General features: G+C 52.8%; 20 protein-coding genes. 11 read left to right on the forward strand and 9 right to left on the reverse strand.

Translation table 11 applies throughout. From position 1 onward, the window contains the following. The coding region (locus ONV78_RS05590) for an IS630 family transposase (protein ID WP_279501774.1) at window positions 1-550 on the forward strand (550 nt) is incomplete at its 5' end. Between the two features lie 197 nt (window positions 551-747). Further along, the gene (locus ONV78_RS05595) at window positions 748-975 is read left to right on the forward strand and encodes a DUF2970 domain-containing protein (RefSeq protein WP_279501775.1); all 228 of its coding nucleotides are present in this window, start codon (window positions 748-750) and stop codon (window positions 973-975) included. Between the two features lie 179 nt (window positions 976-1154). On the opposite strand, the gene ONV78_RS05600 is transcribed toward ONV78_RS05595, so the two are convergent. Further along, window positions 1155-1277 (reverse strand): hypothetical protein, encoded by a 123-nt coding sequence (locus tag ONV78_RS05600; RefSeq protein WP_255509308.1) that lies wholly within the window; start codon window positions 1275-1277, stop codon window positions 1155-1157. Between the two features lie 294 nt (window positions 1278-1571). Between ONV78_RS05600 and ONV78_RS05605 the strand changes: the two genes are divergently transcribed. The 3 genes from ONV78_RS05605 (at window position 1572) to ONV78_RS05615 (ending at window position 5037) form a co-directional block, all read left to right on the forward strand. Continuing rightward, window positions 1572-3233 (forward strand): nitrite/sulfite reductase, encoded by a 1662-nt coding sequence (locus ONV78_RS05605; protein ID WP_279501778.1) that lies wholly within the window; start codon window positions 1572-1574, stop codon window positions 3231-3233. Beyond that, the gene (locus ONV78_RS05610) at window positions 3217-3723 is read left to right on the forward strand and encodes a DUF934 domain-containing protein (RefSeq protein ID WP_216735889.1); all 507 of its coding nucleotides are present in this window, start codon (window positions 3217-3219) and stop codon (window positions 3721-3723) included. Before ONV78_RS05605 ends, ONV78_RS05610 begins: the two co-directional genes overlap by 17 nt. A 150-nt stretch (window positions 3724-3873) precedes the next feature. Further along, window positions 3874-5037 (forward strand): cation:proton antiporter, encoded by a 1164-nt coding sequence (locus tag ONV78_RS05615; protein WP_127969889.1) that lies wholly within the window; start codon window positions 3874-3876, stop codon window positions 5035-5037. Window positions 5038-5062: 25 nt separating this feature from the next. Here the strand turns inward: ONV78_RS05615 and ONV78_RS05620 are convergent, their stop codons facing one another. Both ONV78_RS05620 and sohB read right to left on the reverse strand, forming a co-directional pair. Continuing rightward, window positions 5063-6064 carry a YhdH/YhfP family quinone oxidoreductase gene (locus tag ONV78_RS05620; protein WP_279501784.1) on the reverse strand — a complete coding sequence of 334 codons (1002 nt, stop codon included), beginning with the start codon at window positions 6062-6064 and terminating at the stop codon, window positions 5063-5065. A gap of 109 nt (window positions 6065-6173) precedes the next feature. After that, window positions 6174-7211: a protease SohB gene (sohB, locus tag ONV78_RS05625; RefSeq protein ID WP_279501785.1), complete on the reverse strand. Its 1038-nt coding sequence runs from the start codon at window positions 7209-7211 to the stop codon at window positions 6174-6176. A gap of 334 nt (window positions 7212-7545) precedes the next feature. On the opposite strand from sohB, the gene ONV78_RS05630 reads away from it, so the two are divergent. Beyond that, window positions 7546-7860, forward strand: coding sequence for an SCP2 sterol-binding domain-containing protein (locus ONV78_RS05630; protein WP_216735885.1), 315 nt, complete (start codon window positions 7546-7548; stop codon window positions 7858-7860). Between the two features lie 124 nt (window positions 7861-7984). On the opposite strand, the gene ONV78_RS05635 is transcribed toward ONV78_RS05630, so the two are convergent. Both ONV78_RS05635 and ONV78_RS05640 read right to left on the reverse strand, forming a co-directional pair. Further along, on the reverse strand, window positions 7985-8635 hold the full coding sequence (locus ONV78_RS05635) for a multidrug transporter (RefSeq protein WP_279501786.1): 651 nt from the start codon (window positions 8633-8635) through the stop codon (window positions 7985-7987). Between the two features lie 309 nt (window positions 8636-8944). Further along, the gene (locus ONV78_RS05640) at window positions 8945-10642 is read right to left on the reverse strand and encodes a chemotaxis protein (protein WP_216735883.1); all 1698 of its coding nucleotides are present in this window, start codon (window positions 10640-10642) and stop codon (window positions 8945-8947) included. Window positions 10643-11006: 364 nt separating this feature from the next. Between ONV78_RS05640 and nhaB the strand changes: the two genes are divergently transcribed. Continuing rightward, window positions 11007-12506, forward strand: a complete 1500-nt coding sequence (nhaB, locus tag ONV78_RS05645; protein ID WP_216735882.1) for a sodium/proton antiporter NhaB — start codon at window positions 11007-11009, stop codon at window positions 12504-12506. 108 nt (window positions 12507-12614) lie between these two features. Here nhaB and dnaQ read toward each other — a convergent pair whose 3' ends face one another. From dnaQ to ONV78_RS05660, 3 genes are read right to left on the reverse strand one after another with little or no spacing between them, the layout of a single operon-like run. Next, window positions 12615-13337 carry a DNA polymerase III subunit epsilon gene (dnaQ, locus tag ONV78_RS05650; RefSeq protein ID WP_279501787.1) on the reverse strand — a complete coding sequence of 241 codons (723 nt, stop codon included), beginning with the start codon at window positions 13335-13337 and terminating at the stop codon, window positions 12615-12617. A gap of 10 nt (window positions 13338-13347) precedes the next feature. Continuing rightward, complete coding sequence (rnhA, locus tag ONV78_RS05655; protein WP_127969882.1) at window positions 13348-13794, reverse strand: ribonuclease HI; 447 nt, start codon at window positions 13792-13794, stop codon at window positions 13348-13350. After that, complete coding sequence (locus ONV78_RS05660; protein ID WP_279501790.1) at window positions 13781-14569, reverse strand: class I SAM-dependent methyltransferase; 789 nt, start codon at window positions 14567-14569, stop codon at window positions 13781-13783. The genes rnhA and ONV78_RS05660 overlap by 14 nt, the downstream gene beginning before the upstream one ends. Before the next feature lie 194 nt (window positions 14570-14763). Here ONV78_RS05660 and gloB point away from each other — a divergent pair, with 194 nt between their 5' ends. Together gloB and ONV78_RS05670 are read left to right on the forward strand one after the other, a co-directional pair. Next, window positions 14764-15537, forward strand: coding sequence for a hydroxyacylglutathione hydrolase (gene gloB / locus ONV78_RS05665; protein WP_279501791.1), 774 nt, complete (start codon window positions 14764-14766; stop codon window positions 15535-15537). 84 nt (window positions 15538-15621) lie between these two features. After that, window positions 15622-17367: a LysM peptidoglycan-binding domain-containing protein gene (locus tag ONV78_RS05670; RefSeq protein WP_216735878.1), complete on the forward strand. Its 1746-nt coding sequence runs from the start codon at window positions 15622-15624 to the stop codon at window positions 17365-17367. Between the two features lie 97 nt (window positions 17368-17464). On the opposite strand, the gene ONV78_RS05675 is transcribed toward ONV78_RS05670, so the two are convergent. Then, window positions 17465-18907 carry an HDOD domain-containing protein gene (locus tag ONV78_RS05675; protein WP_279501793.1) on the reverse strand — a complete coding sequence of 481 codons (1443 nt, stop codon included), beginning with the start codon at window positions 18905-18907 and terminating at the stop codon, window positions 17465-17467. A gap of 381 nt (window positions 18908-19288) precedes the next feature. Here ONV78_RS05675 and ONV78_RS05680 point away from each other — a divergent pair, with 381 nt between their 5' ends. Both ONV78_RS05680 and ONV78_RS05685 read left to right on the forward strand, forming a co-directional pair. After that, on the forward strand, window positions 19289-21091 hold the full coding sequence (locus ONV78_RS05680) for an extracellular solute-binding protein (protein WP_279501794.1): 1803 nt from the start codon (window positions 19289-19291) through the stop codon (window positions 21089-21091). Window positions 21092-21094: 3 nt separating this feature from the next. Further along, a complete protein-coding gene (locus ONV78_RS05685; RefSeq protein WP_216735875.1) occupies window positions 21095-22180 on the forward strand; it encodes a microcin C ABC transporter permease YejB in 1086 nt (361 codons plus the stop codon). Window position 22181 lies beyond the last annotated feature (1 nt).

Genomic DNA, 22181 nt, shown 5'->3' on the forward strand with positions numbered 1-22181 from the left:
CGGACGAGCGAAGGCGGAAGGGGCGGAGATCTATTGGGGGGATGAGACAGGGCTGCGAAGCGACGCTCAACATGGGCGGGGCTATGCGCCGAAAGGGAAAACGCCGGTGATTCGCCTGAACGCCAAGCGTGAGTCGGTCAATATGATCTCAGCGATCAGCAACCAGGGCAAAGTGCGGTTTCAAATCTATGACGGCTCAATGGACGCAGACCGGTTGATAGGGTTCATGAAGCGGCTAATCCAAGACGCCCAACGGAAGGTCTTCCTGATACTGGACAATTTGAGAGTCCATCACGCGAAGGTTGTGAAGGCTTGGCTTGAGGAGAATGAGGATCGGATAGAAGTGTTCTATTTACCCGCCTATTCCCCGGAATTGAACCCGGACGAATACTTGAATTGTGACTTAAAAGCGGGAGTCCACAGTGGTAAGCCGGCACGAAAGAAAGGGGATCTCAAAAAGAAAGTTCGATCACATATGTGTATGTTGCAAAAGAAGCCTTCGAGGGTGAAAAAATACTTTAACCACCCAAGCATCAAATATGCGGCATAGAATGCCTATATCGATGCCGGATTAATAATATGAAGGACAAAATGCATGGACGCACCTGTATGGCGACAAGCCAAGGGAAACAAATAGAAGGATGCTATTTGTCTAGAGGATTAGCATAAGAAGGAGCGCCCGCCGGAAAATCAGGCCAATCTGAGCGTGGGCGTCAAATAATAAGACAAGCGAGTATGGAGAGCATCATGAACAACCTGTCCGAGCACAAGGAAAAAGAGCAAAAACCCTCCCTATGGCAGTTAGTGGTAAGCGTATTGGGAGCAGCGTTTGGCGTGCAAAGCAGCAAGACCCGGGAAAGAGACTTTAAACAGGCCAATCCCAAAGCCTATATCATTGGCGGGATCATATTCGGAGTGGTGTTTGTATTGACGCTGGCGCTTATCGTGAAAATGGTACTGAGTCAGGTCGCATAAGCCTGGTAACTCGGCAGGTTCTGACTAACCTTCAGAATTAACACCTTAAGTTTTTACAAGCGCGTCCAGACAAAGTGAGGATGAAACGCATGTCCCCACTTTGCTTCATTAATTCATCTCACATCAGGGAAACAGGAAAAACGGCTCGATAATCCGCCCGGGATGAAGTTCCGCAGCAGTCAGTGCCCCGCCACCCAGATCACCATCATGGAGGCAATGCTGAGTATCAGCACCACCGCTGCTATGGCGTCTACTTTGCTGTCGGGATTTGAAGTCGCGTTATGATTATTGTTTTCTGACACAGTCCAGCTCCTTTTTTGATGTCCGGATTGTACAAAGAGTATGTACCGGTTTGTTTTAAACCACATTTTTATTAAGTGCAAGCGCTTATAAAGGCCAACGCCCAGAATCCTGACGCCTCTGGCCAGAGGCCGGCGCCGCCGCTTATATTAAGGTGCCATGAACAAGAAAGGGTTCCGTCACATTCATATAATGAAAACGAATTACCATATAGATAATCAATCATTTTAATTATAAGTATATCCTGCTAAATTGGCGCCCATTCAATGGGTAATTGAAACTGTCAGGTAGTGTCAATGTATAGATACGACGATTACGATCGCCAGATCATCAAGGAACGAGTCAAGCAGTTCCAAGGGCAAACGGACCGTTTTTTCGCCGGTGAGCTCAGCAACGAAGAGTTCCTGCCCCTGCGTCTGCAAAACGGGTTATATGTGCAGCGGCTGGCGCCGATGCTGCGCATCTGTATTCCATATGGCATGTTGTCTTCCGCTCAGCTACGCAAGCTCAGTGAAGTCACGCGCAAATACGATAAGGGCTACGCCCACTTCACTACCCGGCAGAACCTGCAGCTGAACTGGCCGTCTATTGAGGATTCTCCAAAGATCCTCGCCGAACTGGCGGATGTGGAGATGCATGCAGTGCAAACCAGCGGCAACTGTATTCGTAACACTACCACCGACCAATTCGCAGGCGTAACGCCGGAAGAGATAGTGGACCCTCGCCCCTATTGCGAGATCATTCGTCAATGGTCCACTTTCCATCCCGAATTCGCCTTCTTGCCGCGTAAGTTTAAAATCGCCGTCAATTCCTGCCCGGATAGCGATCGCGCAGCCATTCAGGTTCACGACATCGGCATTCAGATCGTCAAAGACGCCGCTGGCGAGATTGGCTACAAAGTGTTGGCGGGCGGTGGTCTTGGCCGAACCCCAATGATCGGCTCCGTGATTCGCGAGTTCCTGCCTGAGCTGGACCTGCTGACTTACCTGGAAGCCATCCTGCGGGTATACAACCGTTACGGTCGTCGCGACAACAAGTACAAGGCGCGCATCAAAATTCTGGTTAAAGCCATGTCCCCGGAAGCTTTTGCTGAAAAAGTCGAAGCGGAATGGGAGCGCATCAAAGACAGCCCTTCCAAGCTGACTCTGGCGGAGATCGAGCGCATTAAATCATTCTTCACAGAGCCGGCTTATCTGGCGCTGGAAGATCAGCCCGCCGCATTGACCGATCGCCTGGCGGAAAACAAGTTTTTCAACAACTGGCATCACCGTAATGTCGCCCAGCATAAAAAGCCTGGATACGCGATTGTTACTCTGACGCTTAAGAAGCTGGGGGTTCCTCCCGGCAACATTACAGACAAACAGATGGACCGTCTGGCGGAGCTGGCGGACCAATACAGCTTCGGCGAAATGCGCATCACCCATGAGCAAAACGTGGTGCTGGCCGATGTAGAACAAGGCAAACTGTTCGAGCTGTGGGAAGCCATCAAATCACTTGGCTTCGCCACCCCCAACCTGGGCACGCTGACCGATATCATCTGCTGTCCCGGCGGCGATTACTGCTCGCTCGCGAACGCCAAGTCTATCCCTGTGGCGGAGGCGATTCAGGAACGTTTCGACAACCTGGACTACTTGTACGACCTCGGCAATATCGACCTGAACATCTCCGGTTGTATGAACGCTTGCGGCCACCACCATGTCGGCGCTATCGGCGTACTGGGCGTGGATAAGAAGGGCGAGGAATGGTACCAGATATCCTTAGGCGGAGCCTCAGGACAGGATGCGTCGCTGGGACAGATTCTGGGGCCGTCGTTTGCTCGCGAGCAGATGGCGGACGTCATTGAGAAGATTCTTGACGTATACGTATCCAGCCGTAATGACGACGAGCTGTTTATCGACACTTTCCGCCGCGTCGGCATCACCCCGTTCAAGGAGCGCGTTTATGCCAAACCTAATTAAGAACGCGGCGGTCGTCGCTGACGATTGGACTGTTCTGGACAAAGCTGAAGCCCCTGCGGAACAGGTTGTGCCGACCGGTAAAGTGATCATTCCTTTGAGCACCTGGCTGGCGCAGAGAGAACAGCTGCTGGCGAGAGCCCCGGAGCAAACCGGCGTTTGGCTGGATAGCGATGAAGAGCCTGACACTATCGGCGCAGACTTAAGCCACTTCAGCGTGATCGCTGTGAACTTTCCGAAGTTCGCCGACGGTCGCGGCTACTCCATCGCACGCATTTTGCGCGAGCAACTGCATTACGCAGGCGAACTGCGCGCAATCGGCGACGTACTCATGGACCAACTTTTCTTCATGAAACGCTGCGGCTTTGACGCCTTCGCCGTAAGAGCGGATCGCGATGCAGAAAAAGCGCTGGCGGGACTGGCGGACTTTTCCGTCACCTATCAGGCGTCAGTGGACCAACCGGAACCCCTGTTTCGTCGCAGAATGCACTAACACCAGCTTAGGCGTGTATTAAGGGTGGCGTCGTCCACCCTTTTTTGTGTCTGAACGAATGAGCCTTTTCCTTCTTAGAACAACAGCTTGTACTTTGACAGAGACGGAGACTGCCGATACTCTTTGGTAGAAGCCGATAGCGGAGCATCCATGGAAATCAATATCGTCTACTCATTCTTTCTGATCTTTTCCGGCGCCGCAGTTTTGGCTTCCGTCGCCCTCTTTACGCGACAACCCCTCATCCTCGCTTATATTGTTCTTGGCGCTTTGGTGGGCCCTTACGGACTGAGCCTGATCAACAACTCCGGCCTGCTCGCGGATATTTCCGAGATCGGCATTATATTCCTGCTGTTCCTGCTCGGCCTGGACATGCAGCCGAAAGCGCTGCTGCATGTATTGCGCAAGGCGACACTGGTCGCCCTACTCAGCTCTCTAGTGTTCGCCGCCATCGGCTATGCGATCGCCATCGTATTTGGCTTCACCTCTTACGAGGCGATGATTGTCGCGATTGCGGCCACTTTCTCCAGTACGATTATCGGCATCAAGCTACTGCCGACGACGGTTCTGCACCATCGCCACGTCGGCGAGATGGTGGTGGGTCTGCTGCTGGTTCAGGACTTAATCGCCATTGTGGCGCTATTGATACTGGCCGCTGGCGACGAAGGCATTTCCGTCATGAATCTCGGCAAGACTTTCCTGGCTTTGCCGATTCTCATCGGCGTTACCTTCCTTGCGGTCAAGTATGTATTACTGAAGCTGTTCTCCAAGTTTGACCGCTTTCACGAGTATGTCTTTCTACTGGCTATCGGCTGGTGTCTCGGCATTGCTGAGCTGGCGAAAGCCATGGGGCTGTCCTTGGAGATCGGCGCCTTCATTGCGGGCGTCACTATCGCCACCAGCCCCATTGCTCAATATATCGCCGAGAGCCTGAAACCCCTTCGGGATTTCTTCCTGGTGCTGTTTTTCTTCTCTCTTGGCGCCAGCCTTAACCTTGGATTGCTGCCTGATATCGCTATTCCTGCGATATTGCTGTCATTGATCTTACTGGCGGCCAAACCAGCCACTTTCTATGGCTTATTACGCACCATGAAAGAGGATAAAAAAACCTCTTGGGAGATTGGGTTTCGGTTGGGACAAATCAGTGAGTTCTCGTTGTTGATCGCCTTTCTAGCGACCAGCAAGTCTATGATTGGAGAGTCTGCGTCAGTGTTGATTCAGGCGACGGCGATCATCATGTTTATGTTGTCGTCTTACATTGTCGTGCTGAACTTCCCCAGCCCAATCGCCATCTCTGACAAGTTGCGGCGGGACTGAACCCGCCGCAGGCAATGGCTTTTAATTACTCTTGGTCGATGTGCCGGAGCACAGCGCGCCCCAACATTTTGCCGCAATAGATCTTTTCGATGACGCCGGGCAACTCTTCCAGCACGACATCTTGCGCCAAAAAGTTCAGGTCCGGCAGCGCCCAGTCACTATCCAGCTTTTCCCAGATATGGCGCTTCCTCTCTCTGGCGATCTCCACAGAGTCAATGCCATACAGCGTCACGCCACGCAAAATGAAAGGGAAAATAGAGGTGGAAAGTTCGGTTCCCGCCACCATGCCGCATGTCGTAGCAGCGCCACTATGCTTCACCGTTTTGAGAATTTTGGAAAACAGCGCGCCGCCGACAGTATCCACAACCCCCGCCCAGGTTTCTTTCATCAGCGCCTTCTCAGGCATTTCTTCAAGATGGGAGCGGTCCAGCACTCTGCGTGCGCCCAGCTTGGCCAACAAGTCACTGTGGTCGACTTTGCTGGTCAAAGCCACGGTGTCGTAGCCCAGCTTGGCCAGTAGGGCCACCGCCAGACAGCCCACGCCTCCCGTGGAGCCAGTCACCAGTATTTCGCCATCGCCAGGAGCCACCGTCTGGCTCAGTCGATCCACAGAAAGACCTGCGGTCAAACCAGCGGTGCCCAGCGTCATAAAATAATGCAGGTCATGTTTGGGAGGTTTCACCACGCACCACTCTACGGGCACGCGAATGTATTCACCAAATCCGCCCGGCGTATTCATGCCCAGATCATAGCCCGTCACAATGACTTCCTGACCTGGCTTCAATTCCGGCGAGCGGCTCTCCACCACCACACCCGCCGCATCGATACCCGGGGTATGTGGGAACTGACGGGTTACGCCTTTGTGGCCGTGAGCGGACAGCGCATCCTTGAAATTCAAGGACGAGTACTTCACTTTCACCAATACATCGTTATCGGGCAAATCATCCAGAGATTGCTCTTGAATCTCAGTGTGAAAATATCCCCCTTTTTCCAGCACGCGTAGCGCCCGAAATTTACTATCGCTCATAGAGCAGACTCCGTCACTCAGTTATCTCTTTCCATTGCCGAATGAACCCAACAGGCGACGCCCGCTACAACCCGGTTCCCACGCCGGCATTCCCGCCTCGCTCGCGTCTTTAGCTTTTGAAGTTAAAGGACTTGGCGAGCTTGAGGCCGAGGCTTTCCAGTGACGCCGCCATCGATAACCCCACCTTTTCCGCCAGGGACTTTTTCTCGATATATCGCACCTGGTACACCTCGCATTCGTTACAACGCTCCGCCAGATAATCATCACTGGTCTGGATAGCGTCCACCAGGTTGATATCCTTGGCGCGCGCGCCGTACCATACTTCGCCTTTCGCCACCTCGTCGATATCCACCTGCGGCCGGTGCGTGGCGACGAATTCTTTGAACAGGACATGGGTTTCCTCAAGGTCCTGCATGAACTTTTCCCGTCCCTTTTCAGTGTTCTCACCGAATACGGTCAGCGTACGCTTATACTCTCCAGCTGTCAGCACCTCATAATCAATATCATGCTTTTTCAACAAGCGGTTAAAGTTCGGCAGCTGCGCCACCACACCAATGGAGCCAATAATAGAGAAAGGCGCCGCAATGATTTTATTGGCCAGACAAGCCATCAAATAACCGCCGCTGGCGGCGACCTTGTCCACACAAACCGTTAGATTGACGCCGCGCTGACGAATACGCTCCAATTGCGACGCCGCCAGACCATAACCATGCACCATTCCTCCTGGGCTCTCCAGACGCACGACAACCTCGTCTTCCGGTTTCGCCAGGCTGAGTACAGCGGTAATCGCTTCGCGCAGCGTAGACACTTCAGAGGCTTTGATATCACCGTCAAAATCCAATACATACACCCTGCTCTTGTCCTGCTCTTGCAGCATATCCTTGTTAGCGTCCTTCTTGCTTTTCTTGTCGCTCTTCTTCTTTTCTTTGGCGGCGTTTTTCAGCCACTCCTTGCTGAAAACGCTATGTTCCAGCGCCTCGCGCATTCTCTTCAGGCGCTCATTGAGATGTACGACCTCGATCTCACCGTCCGCATGTTTTTTGCCGCGCTGGCTTAAAGCAATGATCGTCCCCACGACAAACAATATCGCCGCCGCGAGGGTCACAGTTTTGGCCAGGAAAGCGCCGTAATCGGTTAGAAAGTCCAAAAGTCGTACTCCTAAAATGGATGTTTATTCAAAGCATGTGGTAGCTATCAATCTCTATTGATAGATACAATCCGGTTAAATTAAGGGCGTCTATGTAAATTGCAACCCACGGCGAAAAATGAATTGCGCCGCCAATTCAAACAAGCGTTCGATTTTTTATTGACAGACACCTGCAAAGCCCCTACATTCAGGCATTAGCGGTGTATATCTGCTGTTTACGAAAGACTTTACGTTTTGCCTTCAGGGAGTTGCTACTCCTTGAATTCTAAGCTAAAACATATGCGCCAAAGTCTCCACAATATAATTGTGTATTACTCTTATAAAGGAAAGCACCATGCCTGTAGCACAAATTTTTCAACAACTGAAAGACAACTTTAACGCCGACGCCGCTTCCGACCTTGATCTTGTTTTTCAGTTTGCCATTGAAGACGCCGACAACTATCACCTGGTAGTTAAAAACGGCGGCTGCGAGCTGATTCAAGGCGACCACGACGATCCCTCCGTTACTCTGATCATGAATTCCGATACGCTGAAAGGCATCGTCAGCGGCGAAACTGACGGCATGCAAGCGTTCATGGCGGGTGATCTGCGCGCCGAAGGCGACATGATGCTGGCGATGAAACTGGGCCAACTGTTCAACATCGGCTAAGCACTGCGATTTTCTAAAGGCGCCGCTACGGCGCCTTTTTTATGTCTGCTTTTTAGCTCTGTTTTTGTATCTGTATAGCGGAGACATTTCCGCTTCATGCTTAGCGTTGAAATGCGCTAGCCGGTTACTGCCACATCTCCACAGCTTCCACCGCCGGCGTATTGACTGGCCGGGCGATCAAACCGTCATTTCCTATTGAGACCGTAAAGATAGCGCCGTCGCGCATGGGCAAGTATGTGGCGCTACCGTATTTGGCGTCCACCCAGGGCACTCCTTCGTGGCTATTAAGCCAAACCCAGAAATCAAACCCGATATCGGAAGGCGCGATGGCGAACACGGTGCGGGCGCCATCGTTTTCCTGCTCTAGAGAATAATAACGCCCACTGATGCGCTCCAGACGATACCCCGGCTGCATACCCAGCGCGCTAAACGGCCCGGACCAGGACACCAGCCTAGCGTCCAACTGCCAGAGATCTCCTGACACGTCAAAGCTGTACTCGCCATCTGGAGGAGCCGCGACCTTGACGCGGTACAACTGTTCCCCCAGCTTCTGCATGCTAAGCGTGGCGATTGTGGTCTCCTTTTGATAGGCCTTGTAGCGGTACATATCCAAAGCCAGAAAACAGAGAAACACTGCAAATAAAAGCGCGACAAAGGTCATCGTGCCTTTTAACCAAACCAGAAACCAGGACTTCCTGAACAGAAGGCGCAAGCAAATAAAAACGGTCAGTATCGCAATCGCCACCAATGCGACACTAATGCCGGAATACAACATACCCCTCCCCTGACCGCCCTCGGCGGCAGCCGTGAAACCGCATTTCTTCACCTGACACTGTTAGATCACTCGCTCCTGTCGCTCAAAAAATTAGGTAAGCATCCTGCGCTAATCGCCCTTTGAATTCTAGGACAGTCCCCGCAGGTTTTCATATTTTCTCAGGAATAACAGTGATAAAGGAGTTCGAGAGGGAGCCAGACGCGCCAACTAACATGCCCGACCCGACAAAGCGGCGAGCTCTGTTAACCAGTTGGCGATATTGAACCGAGCCTGACCTGCCGCCAGGCTCAAAAAGGAAGGGTTTTGAGATTAGTAGCCCAAAGAGTGGACGCTTTCTTCGGCGAGTTTTAACAACTCAGGATTGCCAGCGCCGGAGCGACCAACGCTGTCCACGTAGTATTCAAGAGACGTCAGCGCATCGGCGAGCGTTTCCAAAACATGATCGCCAGGCTTGTTTTCATTCTTGATGAGTTTCTCTTCAATACAGCGCGCTGTGGCGTGCAACGCCTTCGCCGCGCGGGACTGCTCGATCATCACCAGCGCTCCGAGTACGCCTTCCAGCGTAGGCAACACGTTGGCCAGATGCAGTTTGTCGCCGCCAGACTCCAGGTACGCAGTAATCGCCCGTTTGGCGAGAGAAAGGCCAGCCTGGGACTCGCCAATCACCACGATATGCGCCTCCATCAGATAAGGACTGATCATCTCTTCCGCGTCAGCGCCGACTACTTTATCGGTTTCGATGGTGAGACCATCTTCCTCCAGTTGCAGAATCGCTTGCTCGATGCTCAACACAGAGTCCGCCACCTGCATCAGGTCGGTATTGCTCGGATGCTTTTTATCCATCGCCCATGAGGAAATGGTCTGGTGCACCCCTCTGGCCACCGCACTGAGATTGATGAGGTCCAGCATGGTTAGCGTATCCGCCAGCTTGCCCAGACCTTCCGCGATCTGGGACAGACCATCTTCCTGGCCATCAATCCCGCGCTCGATTATATCCAACTTGTCTTTGATTTGGCTGATTTCTTCGTGCAGCGCTTTGGACAGCGACGCCAGGACATCGCTGCCCGGCCCCATCAACAGACTACGATGCGCAATGATCTTGGCCTGATCAAAATCCGCCGGCGCGAGACTGTAACCGGCCAACAGCTCCCGGGTCTTCTCGCCTTTATCGCCGCTGATGGCGATCAGATACAACAAATCCTTCGCCACGGTCTCAGAAATGGCCTTGGCCGTGGCCACTTTGCCCAGTTTGACGATTTCCCGCGCGTACTTTTCGATTTTCATCAACAGGCGCTGTCGAGTCGGCGTCAGCTCCATGGACTGAGTGTGCATCAGCTCCACGGTATATGCCGTCAACGACCATAGTTCAGAGATTGAAGAGCCTGCGCATATCTTGCTCATGCCGTCTGCGGCGCGACTCATCAGGCGATAGCCAATATCGGTTTCCTTGCTGCGCAACAGGTTCAGCAAGCCCACTTGATACATGTGACGCAGACGACGGCTACGGTGCTCGAACACATCCGTGGTGACGCTGGCGTCGCGTACGGGCTTGGGCGGAGAGCGCTGGAACTCGACATCAAAGAAATAGCTGTCCGGCAGCGGCTTGGCGCGACGGGACAGGCGCAGGAGATTGATGATCTCCAACAACAATTCGGGATGGTCTTCACGACGACGCTGGTAGTATTCGGTATAACGGCGCAGTACAAATAAAGCCTGACTCAACGACGACAGCAATCCGTTTTTATCCTCAGCCGCGCCGACGGGAACTTCATTGGCGATCGCCACGGATTCCTGACACAGAACGGTGCCGCCCTGCAGTTCAATCAATACAAAAATACCGCGCAGTTGATTCAGATAATCAATGCAATTCTGTAGATCTTCGCCGCTTTCGCGGTTTTCCTGAAAACGTTCGAGACTAAGCTCCGCTTGCTCAATCGTATTATTGATTTCCCTTTCGACCAGATCGAAGGAACTAGACTTTTTCGCGGCTAGCGTCGCGTCAACCATATACGATGTCCTTAACCCTCAGTTCATCAGCAACTGGGGAGTTTATTGTCAAAAAGTGGAAAATCGCCGAGTTATTACTAACTTATAACACAAAATTCAAGTTAAACAAGAAACTAACTGTTTCATTTGTTATCTGCTTGCGGAATCGCGAAAGCCCCGCAGGCATTAGGCCTAAAGAGAGAAACGATAAAAGGCGAATTCAAGAATAGTTGGCTATTATTGGAGTCACAACCGAATGCTCTCGCTGAAGCGGCAGTGCGAGCTTAAATGCATGGATTTATTGCCGTTTTTCATTAGAATGGTCGATCCTTACAATTTTTTAACTGGTCGTTTCGGCGGCCGCATTCGTTAACAGGAGCCGAGTATGGTGACCACTTTGCCGCAGGCGTTTTACAGTAATTTCCTGGGAAACGCCCCGAGCTGGTACAAGAAGGCCATTTGCCTCTTTCTACTGATTAACCCTTTCATCTTTATGGTCAGCCCCTACATCGCAGGCTGGGTGCTGATTCTGGAATTCATCTTCACTCTGGCGATGGCGCTGAAATGTTATCCGCTGCAACCTGGCGGCTTGCTCGCTATCGAAGCGGTCCTCATCGGCATGGTGTCGCCGCATACAGTATATGAAGAAGTCTCCGGCAACCTGGAAGTTATCCTGCTGCTGGTGTTTATGGTGGCCGGCATCTATTTCATGAAAGAGCTGCTGCTCTACGTGTTCACCAAAATACTGCTCAGCATTCGCTCCAAAGCGGTGCTTTCGCTACTGTTCAGCCTGGTGGCGGCGGTGCTCTCCGCGTTCTTGGACGCATTGACGGTAACCGCGGTCATCATCAGCGTCGCCGTCGGCTTTTACTCGGTCTACCACAAGGTCGCGTCAGGCAAACACTTCCACCACGACCACGATCATGGCGACGACGAATCCGTCCATCACGACCACCGCTCCGACCTCGAACAGTTCCGCGGCTTCCTGCGCAGCCTGTTGATGCATGCCGCAGTGGGCACCGCGTTAGGCGGCGTATGCACGCAGGTGGGCGAGCCCCAGAACCTGCTGATCGCGCAGCGGATGGGCTGGGACTTTATCGAGTTCTTCGTACGCATGGCGCCCATCTCCATGCCTGTGCTGGTGGCCGGTCTGGTGACATGCTTCATCCTGGAGAAGACTCATTGGTTCGGCTACGGCGACGACATTCCTGCTTCCGTGCGCAAAATCCTGGAAGATTTCAATGAAGCCGAAAAGAAGAAAATGACGCTGCTGCATGAGTCCAAACTGATCGCCCAGGCGGCTGTCGCCGTTATTCTGGTAGTGGCGCTGGCGTTTCATTTGGCGGAAGTGGGCCTGATCGGTTTGACAGTCATTATCCTGGCGACCGCGTTTTGCGGCGTAATTGAGGAACACCAGATCGGCAAGGCCTTTGAAGAAGCGCTGCCCTTCACCTCCCTGCTGGTCGTGTTCTTCGCCGTGGTTGGGGTTATCCATGAACAACACTTGTTCACCGGCATCATCAACTATGTGCTGGGTCTGGAGAAGAGCATTCAGCCGGGCATGTTCTTTATCGCCAACGGCGTGCTGTCGATGATCAGCGACAACGTCTTCGTTGCGACGGTTTACATAGATGAAGTGCGTAACGCCTTCAAAGACGGTTTGATCGACAGAGCGCATTACGAAGCATTAGCCGTGGCGATCAATACCGGCACCAACCTTCCAAGCGTCGCGACGCCAAATGGTCAGGCGGCGTTCCTGTTCCTGCTGACTTCCGCCATCGCCCCTTTAATCAGATTGTCCTACGGCAAAATGGTTTGGATGGCGCTGCCCTACACCATCGTGATGGGCGCGCTTGGTTACGTGATGATTGTCGTTACTCTCTAACGCCACGCCAGTCGCACTTAAGAAAAGTCAGAAACAAAAAAGCCGCCTCAAACAGGCGGCTTTTTTAGTTTTAAGCGAGAACAGATTGTCGGACTAAAGCAGCCCCGCTCAGTTCAACCCTTCTTCCGGCTTCTTGCGCCACAGGCTGAAGCCAGCGGCTTTTTCCACCGCGTCCAGTTGCCGGGCGTGCTCCGCCAATTCCGCTTCAGAGGCGCGAATCACTCGCAACGACGGTCTTTGCATATTGATCCTGCGTACTTCGGAGGCCTCTTCTTCCGCCCCGCCATCTTCTGAGTGCAGCGAAAGACTCGTCTGTCCACCGGTCATGGCGAGATAGACATCCGCCAAAATCTCCGAGTCGAGCAAAGCGCCATGGAGGTCACGGTGGCTGTTATCGATGCCGTAGCGTTTACAGAGGGCATCCAGGTTGTTCTTCTGACCTGGGTGCTTCTTGCGCGCCATCATCAAGGTATCGACGACGGAGCAATAATCGCTGACTTTGCCGAAAGGGGCTCCCAGCATGGAGAATTCGTAGTCGATGAAGCCCACGTCAAACGCCGCGTTATGAATGACCAGTTCCGCGCCGTTGATAAAGTCCAGGAAGTCCTGGGCGACTTGTTTGAATTTTGGCTTATCCGCCAGGAATTCATTGGAAATGCCGTGAACCTCAAAGGCTCCGGCGTCCACTTCCCGCTCGGGATTGATATAAACGTGATAGTGATTGCCGGTCAGAGAGCGATCGACCACTTCAACGCAACCGATTTCAATGATCCGGTGGCCCTGGGAGGTTTCCAGACCAGTGGTTTCAGTATCCAGTACTATTTGACGCATATAAAGATTCTCAGCCTGTCTCGCCTAACGCTTCTTTAACGCCAAGATTGGCCAGCTCGTCCGCGCGCTCGTTTAATGGATGGCCGCTGTGCCCTTTGACCCAGCGCCAACTGATATCGTGCTTGTTGCGTTCTTTGTCCAACGCCTGCCACAGATCAACGTTCTTCACTGGATCGCCGCCGCTGGTGCGCCAGCCTTTCTTGATCCAGTTCTGCATCCATTCGGTGATGCCTTTGCGCACATATTGCGAATCTGTATAGAGCTCGACTTTGCAGCCTTGTTTCAACGCGCGCAGCGCCTTGATCGCCGCCATCAGCTCCATGCGATTGTTGGTGGTGTCGAGCTCTCCCCCGAATATCTCCTTTTTATTCTTTCCGTATATCAGGATCGCTCCCCAACCGCCGGGCCCGGGGTTCTTCTTGCAGGCGCCGTCGGTATAAATTTCAACTGTCTTCATTCTTTTTGTACGGCCTGTAGGGCGTAAATTGGTGGACCACAGCCGCCCCCGCGACACGCGAGCGACGCCATTGGGGCCGCAGCGGAATCACGCATCCCACTCGTTTTTGAGCGACGATAGTGTAATAAGCTCCCAGGGGCAGCCGGAAACGTGCGCCGAACTTATCAAGAAACGCAAGGCGACTCAACCATTGCAGGTTGGTGACCGGTGGCGCATAAAAACGGTAGTGCACGTCTTTAAGGCGGAAGTCCAGCAGACTCAACCAGTCCTCCAGACGCGAGGAGGTCAGAAAACGTCCGGACCAGGGCGCTTTCGGACTTCTGAATATCGCCCGACGCAATCCCCAGGCGCTAAGCGGGTTAAACCCGATGATCACCATATGGCCGCCTGAGCGCAGTACGCGCGCCGCCTCGCGCAGGGACTGGTGCGGCCGCGCGGCTACATCAAGCGTATGGTGCAGTATAACCAGATCAATGCTGTCGCTTTCCAGCGGCAACTCATGGGAATGACACACCAGAGAGCCCTCGGGCAGCTCTTTCTCCCAGCGGGGAACGGAGATGATACGGTGTCCAAGCAGGCTGGACTGCCCTACCGGCAACTCATGACTGACCAGTAACTCCAGCTGGTGATAGCCGAAGAAGCGCCCGATGCTATGTTCTACCGTCTGGCGTTGATTGGCCAGCATGGTCTGCCCCAGAGGCGACTGAAACCAGGTTTCAAATTCCTTCTGTAGACGCTCCGCTTCCATGTCGCTTTTAACTTTCAGTCCTCGCACGCATCCCCCTTGGTCAGTTCTCTGTGAAAACTTACTTTCGTTTGAAAACCACTTAACAACAGACAGCGAGCAGCTATGCTATTAACATGGTCTTCAATCTGTCAGGTTAATGATAAGGGCAGTTCAAAATATGATAAGCGCCCTACGGCAAGTTTTCTAATATTTCATCAACGCATAGCAGTCAGTAATTCAGAATGACCGAAATACTCCCCATTCCCGCCTTCAACGATAACTACATCTGGTCGATTCAAAACGATCAGGGCGACGCCTGGGTGGTGGACCCCGGCGACGCGCAACCTGTACTGCGCCATTTGGCGGAGAACGGCCTCACGTTGAGAGGCATTCTGATTACGCATCATCATCACGACCACATCGGCGGCGTGAACGAGCTACTGGCGAACTACGCTGTTCCGGTTTACGGCTTCATGCGCTCCGCCATCAAGGCCATCACCATACCTTTACAGGAAGGCGACCGCGTGGAGTTAGGCGACTTCTCTCTGGAAGTGCTGGAGACGCCCGGGCATACCCTGGACCATATCGCCTACTTTGGCGAGATCGCTGGCGCGCCGCGTCTGTTTTGCGGCGACACCCTGTTTTCCGCCGGTTGCGGACGTTTGTTCGAAGGCGACCCGGCGATGATGCGCCAGTCGCTGGACAAACTGAGACGTCTGCCAGCGAATACCTATATATATTGCGCTCATGAATATACGTTATCTAACCTCCGTTTCGCTCAGGCCGTAATGCCAGAATCGGACGAGGTAAACAAAAGAAAACTTCAATGTGAGTCTTTGCGGGCCCAAGGCGTTCCAACATTGCCTGCCGTGTTGGGCGAAGAGGTCGCCTACAATCCGTTCTTAATGGCGGAACACCCCGCAGTACGGCGGATGGCGCAGGAAGTATCCGGTTCTCCCTGTGCTACTGCAACCGACACTTTTGCGGCGATTCGCGCCTGGAAGGATCGGTTCTAAAATTTTTTAACTTGCTGTCTATAAAATGTGTACCTAAAATCCGACCCTGGCATTTTTCAGGCTCAAAAGTAAAGTTGTGAAGTTATGGTTTGGATCTCGCGCCTCGCGATCACGTTGTCATTACTAGTCTGCGTCTCCTGCACGCAATTAAGAGGACTATCAAAGGAAGGCGGAGAGCCCCTGGCTGACGAAAGCGCCGCACAACAAGCGGACGCCTCTACCCGTAAAAACGGCGAAGGGCCGGCGGGAGGCAAACAGGACCCTTGGAATCCCTCTCTGCAATCGGATTACGAATATCTCGACCTCAATGACCTCTCTCCCGAAGAGCAGTTGACTTGGGCCGCACAAGGCGCCCGGGGTGAGGACGGAGACATTGAAGGCGGCGTGGACGCAACGCCCGCCAATATCTGGAACCGCATCCGCGCTGGTTTCGCACTGGATCTCGTTAATCAGACTAACCCCCGTATCGACTCAGAACAGAAGTGGTACGCGAGTCATCAGTCTTATCTTGATCGCACTTTCGGTCGTAGCGCCCTGTATCTGCATCACATTGTGAACGAGGCGGAAAAGCGCAAGATGCCGCTCGAACTGGCGTTATTGCCGGTGGTGGAAAGTGCCTTCGATCCCTTCGCCTATTCTCACGGACGCGCATCCGGCATCTGGCAGTTCATTCCCAGCACCGGCAAACATTTTGGACTACAGCAAAACTGGTGGTATGACGGCCGTCGCGATATCGTCGCATCTACCGATGCCGCGCTGACCTACCTGCAGAAGCTGTCGGACATGTTCGACGGCGACTGGCTGCTGGCGCTGGCGGCTTATAATTCCGGCGCCGGCACCGTTATGCGGGCGATCAAAAAGAATCAGGCGAAAGGCCTGCCGACCGATTACTGGTCATTGAGTCTGCCCCGTGAAACCAGCATGTACGTGCCGCGTCTATTGGCCATCGCCAAAGTGGTGGCGGACCCGGACAATAACGGCGTCACGCTGGTGGATATCGCAGATGAGCCTTACTTCGGGGTTGTAGAGCTGGATTCGCAAATTGACCTCGCTCAAGCAGCCAAACTGGCGCAAATTGACGTTGACGACCTTTACGTTCTCAACCCTGGTTACAACCAGTGGGCGACCGCGCCGCTGGGCCCGCACCGTCTGGCGCTGCCTTTACCGCAGCTGAAAGTCTTTGAAGACGCCTACGCCAACACGCCGAAAAAGCAGTTGGTGAACTGGACTCGCTACAAGGTCAGACAAGGCGACACCTTAATCACTATCGCCAAACACCACAAGACCACTCCAGAAGTAGTGCAGGAAGTTAACCGTCTAAAAGGCGCGTTGATCAGAGTTGGCCAACAGCTGCTGATTCCCAGCTCTTATGAAGGCGAAGATTTCTACAGCCTGAGCGCAGACAACCGTCTGGAAGCCAAACAGTCGAAGCAGGTTGGCGGCAACGGCACTGCGAAGGTGGAGCACGTAGTGAAAGCCGGCGACACCCTGTGGGATATCGCCCAGGACTACAAAGTCAATGTTCGCAAACTGGCGCGCTGGAACGGCATGGCGCCCGGCGATGTGCTCTCTCCCGGCAAAACATTGGTTATCTGGACCAAGTCCGGCGTGCAGCAAACCGCCAAGGCGTCCTCCCCCTCCATCAAGAATCGTCAGGTTATTCGCAAGATCGGCTACAAAATTCGTAGCGGCGATTCGCTGTACCGCATCGCCAGCCGCTTTAACGTCAGCGTCAACGATCTACTACGTTGGAACTCTATCAATAAGGGAAGCGTTCTGCGCCCAGGCCAGCGCCTGAGCATCTACGTAGACGTCACGCAAATTAACTGACGCTCATCTGCGGACTGATTGAAAAGCCAGCTACAACGCTGGCTTTTTTATTGGGCGCGCAAGAGAAGCTTTCGAATCAACATACCCGCTGGAAAATCTACTTCTTCGCCAGCAGCGACAGACATAAACAGGTTTGCTGCACAAAATGCTTAAATCCCGTGTAGTAAGTTTCGCTCATGGGTCGCCCGCTGACTCTTAAATCCGCATAGAGAAAACCGACCTCTCTACCGTTGGCGATAATCGGCCCGATAAAGAAATCCCCCATTCCAACAATGTCGATGAAGGCGCGAGTGCGCAGTTTGCTCAGGGAAGCGTAGCTGCCGCTGCCAATCCAGGCGGACTGATGCGAACTCATGACAGCGTGGAAAAAGTTATCCTGCGACTTGTCGTAGGCGAATCTGAACCGCTCGCGCCAGTTGATCATTTTTTGCCCCACCAGGAATTTAGCGCCAACCTGCGTTCGCGGCTGATTGAAAATCGCCAGTACGACTCTCTCCAACCCCACCCCTCGATGGAGACCTTCCAACACCGTCTGGAACAAGACTCCGGTATCGATTTTGCCCGCCATCATTTGCATGATGCGCTGCAAGGTTTCCAGCTGAAACTGTGGGTCCGGCTGTAGCAGAGGTTCATCCGACGCCAGTTCAGCGGACTTCGCCTCCCGGCTTGTCTGCTCCAGAATTCTGGAAATCTGCGGGTCAGAGTACTCTCTGGATAACTCAGCCGCTTCCTCCATACTCGCTTGCAGCTTGGCCTTGATGGCATTGACGGGCGTGTTGCTGAACACCGACACTCGCTTCAACACCGCCTGCATTTCAGGAGAGTCCCAGCCTTTCTCTACAGCGATGGAGATGTCTTCGCCCAAGCGCACCGCCTGCGCCTTTCTGCTGGGCTCATCCGGGGGCGACAAAGCTTCGCTCAGCGTGTCTCCCAACCCCCACTCATTGGCCATTTCCCGGGTCAGCCGGTCGAAGGTCACACCTAACAAGGATTCCAGTTCCGGCGTGGAGACGCCTTGCTGGTACATGCGATAGGCCTTGTCCACAGCGGGATGAGGGTAGCCCCAGATCAGCATTTCTCCCAGGTGCAGCAACAGCGTTGCGACGAACACTTCCTCTTTTACATCCGCCCGCGCTTTATCACATAGATTGCGAGCCTGCACTGCAGCGTGGAAGGACCGCGCCATTTGCATGACCAGGCTGTCGCGAGGATGCTGCTTCAACAACGCCTCCATCAAAATGGAGGACACACAAATCGCCCTTACCGCATTGAAGCCGATATGCATGATCGCCCGGCTGACAGTGGGTATGGGAGCCCTGCTGGGGTTATACACCGCACTGTTCGCCAGCTTGATTATTTTTGAGGTCAGCGCGGGGGTCTTCAGCACCACATCCGAGAGTTGCGCCACGGAGGACTCCTCCGAGGCCGTCAACTGGTTCAGTTGCCTGATGATCGCCCCCATCACCACAGCGTCCATGTGCGCCAACTCTTCAAGCCATTCGTCCAGGCCAAAAGGCGCCTTTGTCTTTGCCAAAACCATGATCGCTCTATTGGGTTCTCTTAATTAAATAGTAGAAGTCGCCGCAGGATGCGTAAAAGTCATGCGTTGAATAAGTGTAGTCGCTTTACGGGAAGTCAGCCGTTTATGGGGTCTCGCGGCGCGCCCAACAAGTTGCGCGACAGCGATAAGAGAGCGGCTCAGCCTAAACGGATCGTAATATAAAGCGCTTGAAGCCTCGCGCCGGACAAAGCAACATGCAAACAGGAACGCCCACCCACCGGGCGCAGGGATTTTGTCGGCAAGGACGCGTGGATCACAGTTTACGGCGGCGGTCCGTCAATCATCTTGTACGCCCGCATTAAACTGCTAATATCAATAACTGCTTGTTTTCAATAAATTAACCTTTAACAAGGCTATGAAATGATTCGATCCTTCGTTCTGCTGCTCTTATGCGCCGTTAGCTTGGTATGTTATGGAGAGCCGGAGGTCATCACAGCAAAAGGCATCGCGCTCAGGGGCGAACCCAAGTATCCGGACAATTTTACCCACTTCGATTACGTTAACCCCGACGCGCCCAAAGGCGGCACAATCCGACTTCACTCCATCGGCACCTACGACAACTTTAACCGTTATGCGCAAAGGGGCACTTCCGGAGCAGGCGCAGACGAGCTATACGATAGCCTGCTGATCGCGTCACAGGACGAAATTGAAGTTTACTATCCGTTGATAGCGGAGAAGATTGAATTCGCGTCTGATTATTCCTGGATCATTTTCCATATCAATCCCAAGGCGACCTTCCAGGATCACAAGCCGATCACCGCCCAGGACGTCAAATTCTCCTTTGAGAAGTTCGCCAATGAGGGCGTGCCTCAATTCAAGAAATATTATTCATTCATCACCTCAATCGAAGTTCTGGATGAGCATCAGGTCAAGTTCTCTATGAAGGACGCCAACAGGGAGCAGATGTTCTCCTTGTTCAGTCTCAAAATCCTGCCAGAGCACTACTGGGCTTCCCGTAATTTCGGCGACCCTATCAAAGATGTTCCCCTGGGCAGCAGCGGCGTCACCATCAGCGATTACAGTTACGGCCAATATGTTGTAGTGAAAACGCTGGATGATTACTGGGGCAAAGACCTGCCCGTCAACAAAGGGCGCAACAACATCACTTACACCCGCTACGATTACTACCGGGACGCCACCGTCGCATTCGAGGCGTTTAAGTCCGGCGAATTCGATTTTTGGCAGGAAGGTGAAGCCAAAAACTGGGCGACGGCCTACAATTTTCCGGCGATCAAGAACAAGCTCGTCAAAAAAGAAGAGTTGGCCCACAGTATCCCTCAGAGCACAACCGGCTTCGTCTACAACACGGAACGCCCTATCTTCAAAGACCGTCGCGTTCGTAAAGCGCTGAGCTATCTGCTTGATTTCGAGTGGATGAACAAAGCGCTTTTTTATGGCCAATATGTTCGCACCACCAGCTACTTCACCAATACACCATACTCCACCTCAGGGCTTCCCAGTGAAGCAGAGCTGGAAATATTAAATCCGCTAAAAGACCAGCTTCCGCCGGAAGTATTCGAGAAGCCATTCAAGCTGCCCGTCACCAACGGCGACGGCTACATTCGCGACAATATCCGCATCGCACTCCAATTATTGAAGGAAGCTGGCTGGGAGCTGAGAGATGGAAAGACCGTCAACGCCAAAACCGGTCAACAAATGGAGTTTGAACTTCTCAGCTACAGCCCCACTACAGAGCGCTCAGCAGCGCCGCTGAGGAGAAATCTGGAGAAGATCGGCATCATCATGAATCTGCGCCAAGTGGACCCAAGCCAGTACATCAACCGCGTGCGCACCCATGACTTCGACATGGTGTCGTTCCGTTATCCCGCCCTCTCCTATCCTTCCAGCGATCTCAAAATCCTGTTCCACTCCAGCTTTGTCGATTCCACCTGGAATTCCGCCAACCTTAGAGATCCAGCGGTGGATGCGATTGTTGAAGGGATAGAAAAAAGCCAGGAAGACCCAGACAAACTGATGGTTTACGGACATGCGCTGGATCGCGTACTGCTATGGAAGTACCTCATGATTCCACAATGGCACCTAAGCGCCTTCCGCATCGCCTATTGGGACAAATTCAGCCGTCCTGAAACCCGCCCCAAATACGATTTAGGGCAGGACACCTGGTGGTTTGACAAAGACAAAGCAGCGCAACTTGGGCGTTAATCTATGGCCGCTTACATAATAAGACGACTCCTACTGATGATCCCTACCCTTTGGGCGATCATCACCATTAACTTTTTCATTATCCAGATAGCCCCCGGAGGCCCGGTAGATCAAGCCATGGCCCAAGCCATGTCACTTGAAGGAGGCAGACTGGATAAAATATCTGGCGCTAACCAACAGGATGTAGGGTCAGCAGCCAGTGAAAGCTCTCAATACCGCGGAGCGCGAGGTTTAGACCCTGAGGTCATAGCAGAGATAGAGAAACGCTTCGGGTTTGATAAGCCAATCCACGAACGTTACTGGAATATGCTGAAAAGCTATGTGATGTTCGACTTTGGCGATAGCCTGTTCAAAAGCGGTAGCGTTGTTGGCCTTATAATAGAGCGAATGCCCGTCACCATCTCACTTGGACTTTGGACAACTCTACTTATTTACATGATTTCCATTCCTCTTGGCATCTCAAAAGCCCTGAGAAATGGACATCAATTTGATAGATGGACCAGCAGCGTACTTTCCATCGCCTACGCAATTCCAGGCTTCCTGTTTGCTATCTTGCTGGTAATTCTATTTGCAGGCGGCACCTACTTTGACTGGTTTCCACTGCGTGGCCTGGTCTCCGAAAACTGGGACAGTTTATCTTGGCCCAATAAGATTCTGGATTACTTCTGGCATATAACTCTGCCTGTCTTGGCGATGGTTATCAGCGGCTTTGCAACACTAACCCTTTTAACCAAAAACTCATTTTTGGATGAGATCAACAAGCAGTATGTCATGACCGCTAAGGCAAAGGGGCTCACTCAGCGGGAAGTGCTTTATAAACACATATTCCGCAACGCCATGCTAATTATTATCTCGGGGTTTCCCGGCGCATTTATCAGAATCTTTTTCACCGGCTCAATCATTATTGAAGTGATTTTCTCTCTTGAAGGAATCGGACTCTTGGGCTTTGAAGCAATTACCCAACGCGATTACCCCATTGTATTCAGCACTCTCTATATCTTCACTTTAATGGGGCTTCTGATATCACTGATATCCGACCTTACTTATACCTGGGTTGACCCCAGAATTGACTTCGAGAAAAGGGGCTAGC

It is taken from the genome of Hahella sp. CR1, from assembly GCF_029813005.1.
Lineage (GTDB): Bacteria > Pseudomonadota > Gammaproteobacteria > Pseudomonadales > Oleiphilaceae > Hahella.

Bases quoted from the DNA above. Each gene is read 5' to 3' on its own strand.
- ONV78_RS05670 (WP_216735878.1), top strand. From the start codon at position 15,622: ATGGTTTGGATCTCGCGCCTCGCGATCACGTTGTCATTACTAGTCTGC.
- ONV78_RS05680 (WP_279501794.1), top strand. From the start codon at position 19,289: ATGATTCGATCCTTCGTTCTGCTGCTCTTATGCGCCGTTAGCTTGGTA.
- ONV78_RS05685 (WP_216735875.1), top strand. From the start codon at position 21,095: ATGGCCGCTTACATAATAAGACGACTCCTACTGATGATCCCTACCCTT.
- ONV78_RS05595 (WP_279501775.1), top strand. From the start codon at position 748: ATGAACAACCTGTCCGAGCACAAGGAAAAAGAGCAAAAACCCTCCCTA.
- ONV78_RS05635 (WP_279501786.1), bottom strand. From the start codon at position 8,635: ATGTTGTATTCCGGCATTAGTGTCGCATTGGTGGCGATTGCGATACTG.
- ONV78_RS05605 (WP_279501778.1), top strand. From the start codon at position 1,572: ATGTATAGATACGACGATTACGATCGCCAGATCATCAAGGAACGAGTC.
- nhaB (WP_216735882.1), top strand. From the start codon at position 11,007: ATGGTGACCACTTTGCCGCAGGCGTTTTACAGTAATTTCCTGGGAAAC.
- ONV78_RS05620 (WP_279501784.1), bottom strand. From the start codon at position 6,064: ATGAGCGATAGTAAATTTCGGGCGCTACGCGTGCTGGAAAAAGGGGGA.
- rnhA (WP_127969882.1), bottom strand. From the start codon at position 13,794: ATGAAGACAGTTGAAATTTATACCGACGGCGCCTGCAAGAAGAACCCC.
- ONV78_RS05610 (WP_216735889.1), top strand. From the start codon at position 3,217: ATGCCAAACCTAATTAAGAACGCGGCGGTCGTCGCTGACGATTGGACT.
- ONV78_RS05640 (WP_216735883.1), bottom strand. From the start codon at position 10,642: ATGGTTGACGCGACGCTAGCCGCGAAAAAGTCTAGTTCCTTCGATCTG.
- ONV78_RS05615 (WP_127969889.1), top strand. From the start codon at position 3,874: ATGGAAATCAATATCGTCTACTCATTCTTTCTGATCTTTTCCGGCGCC.
- dnaQ (WP_279501787.1), bottom strand. From the start codon at position 13,337: ATGCGTCAAATAGTACTGGATACTGAAACCACTGGTCTGGAAACCTCC.
- ONV78_RS05675 (WP_279501793.1), bottom strand. From the start codon at position 18,907: ATGGTTTTGGCAAAGACAAAGGCGCCTTTTGGCCTGGACGAATGGCTT.
- gloB (WP_279501791.1), top strand. From the start codon at position 14,764: ATGACCGAAATACTCCCCATTCCCGCCTTCAACGATAACTACATCTGG.
- ONV78_RS05630 (WP_216735885.1), top strand. From the start codon at position 7,546: ATGCCTGTAGCACAAATTTTTCAACAACTGAAAGACAACTTTAACGCC.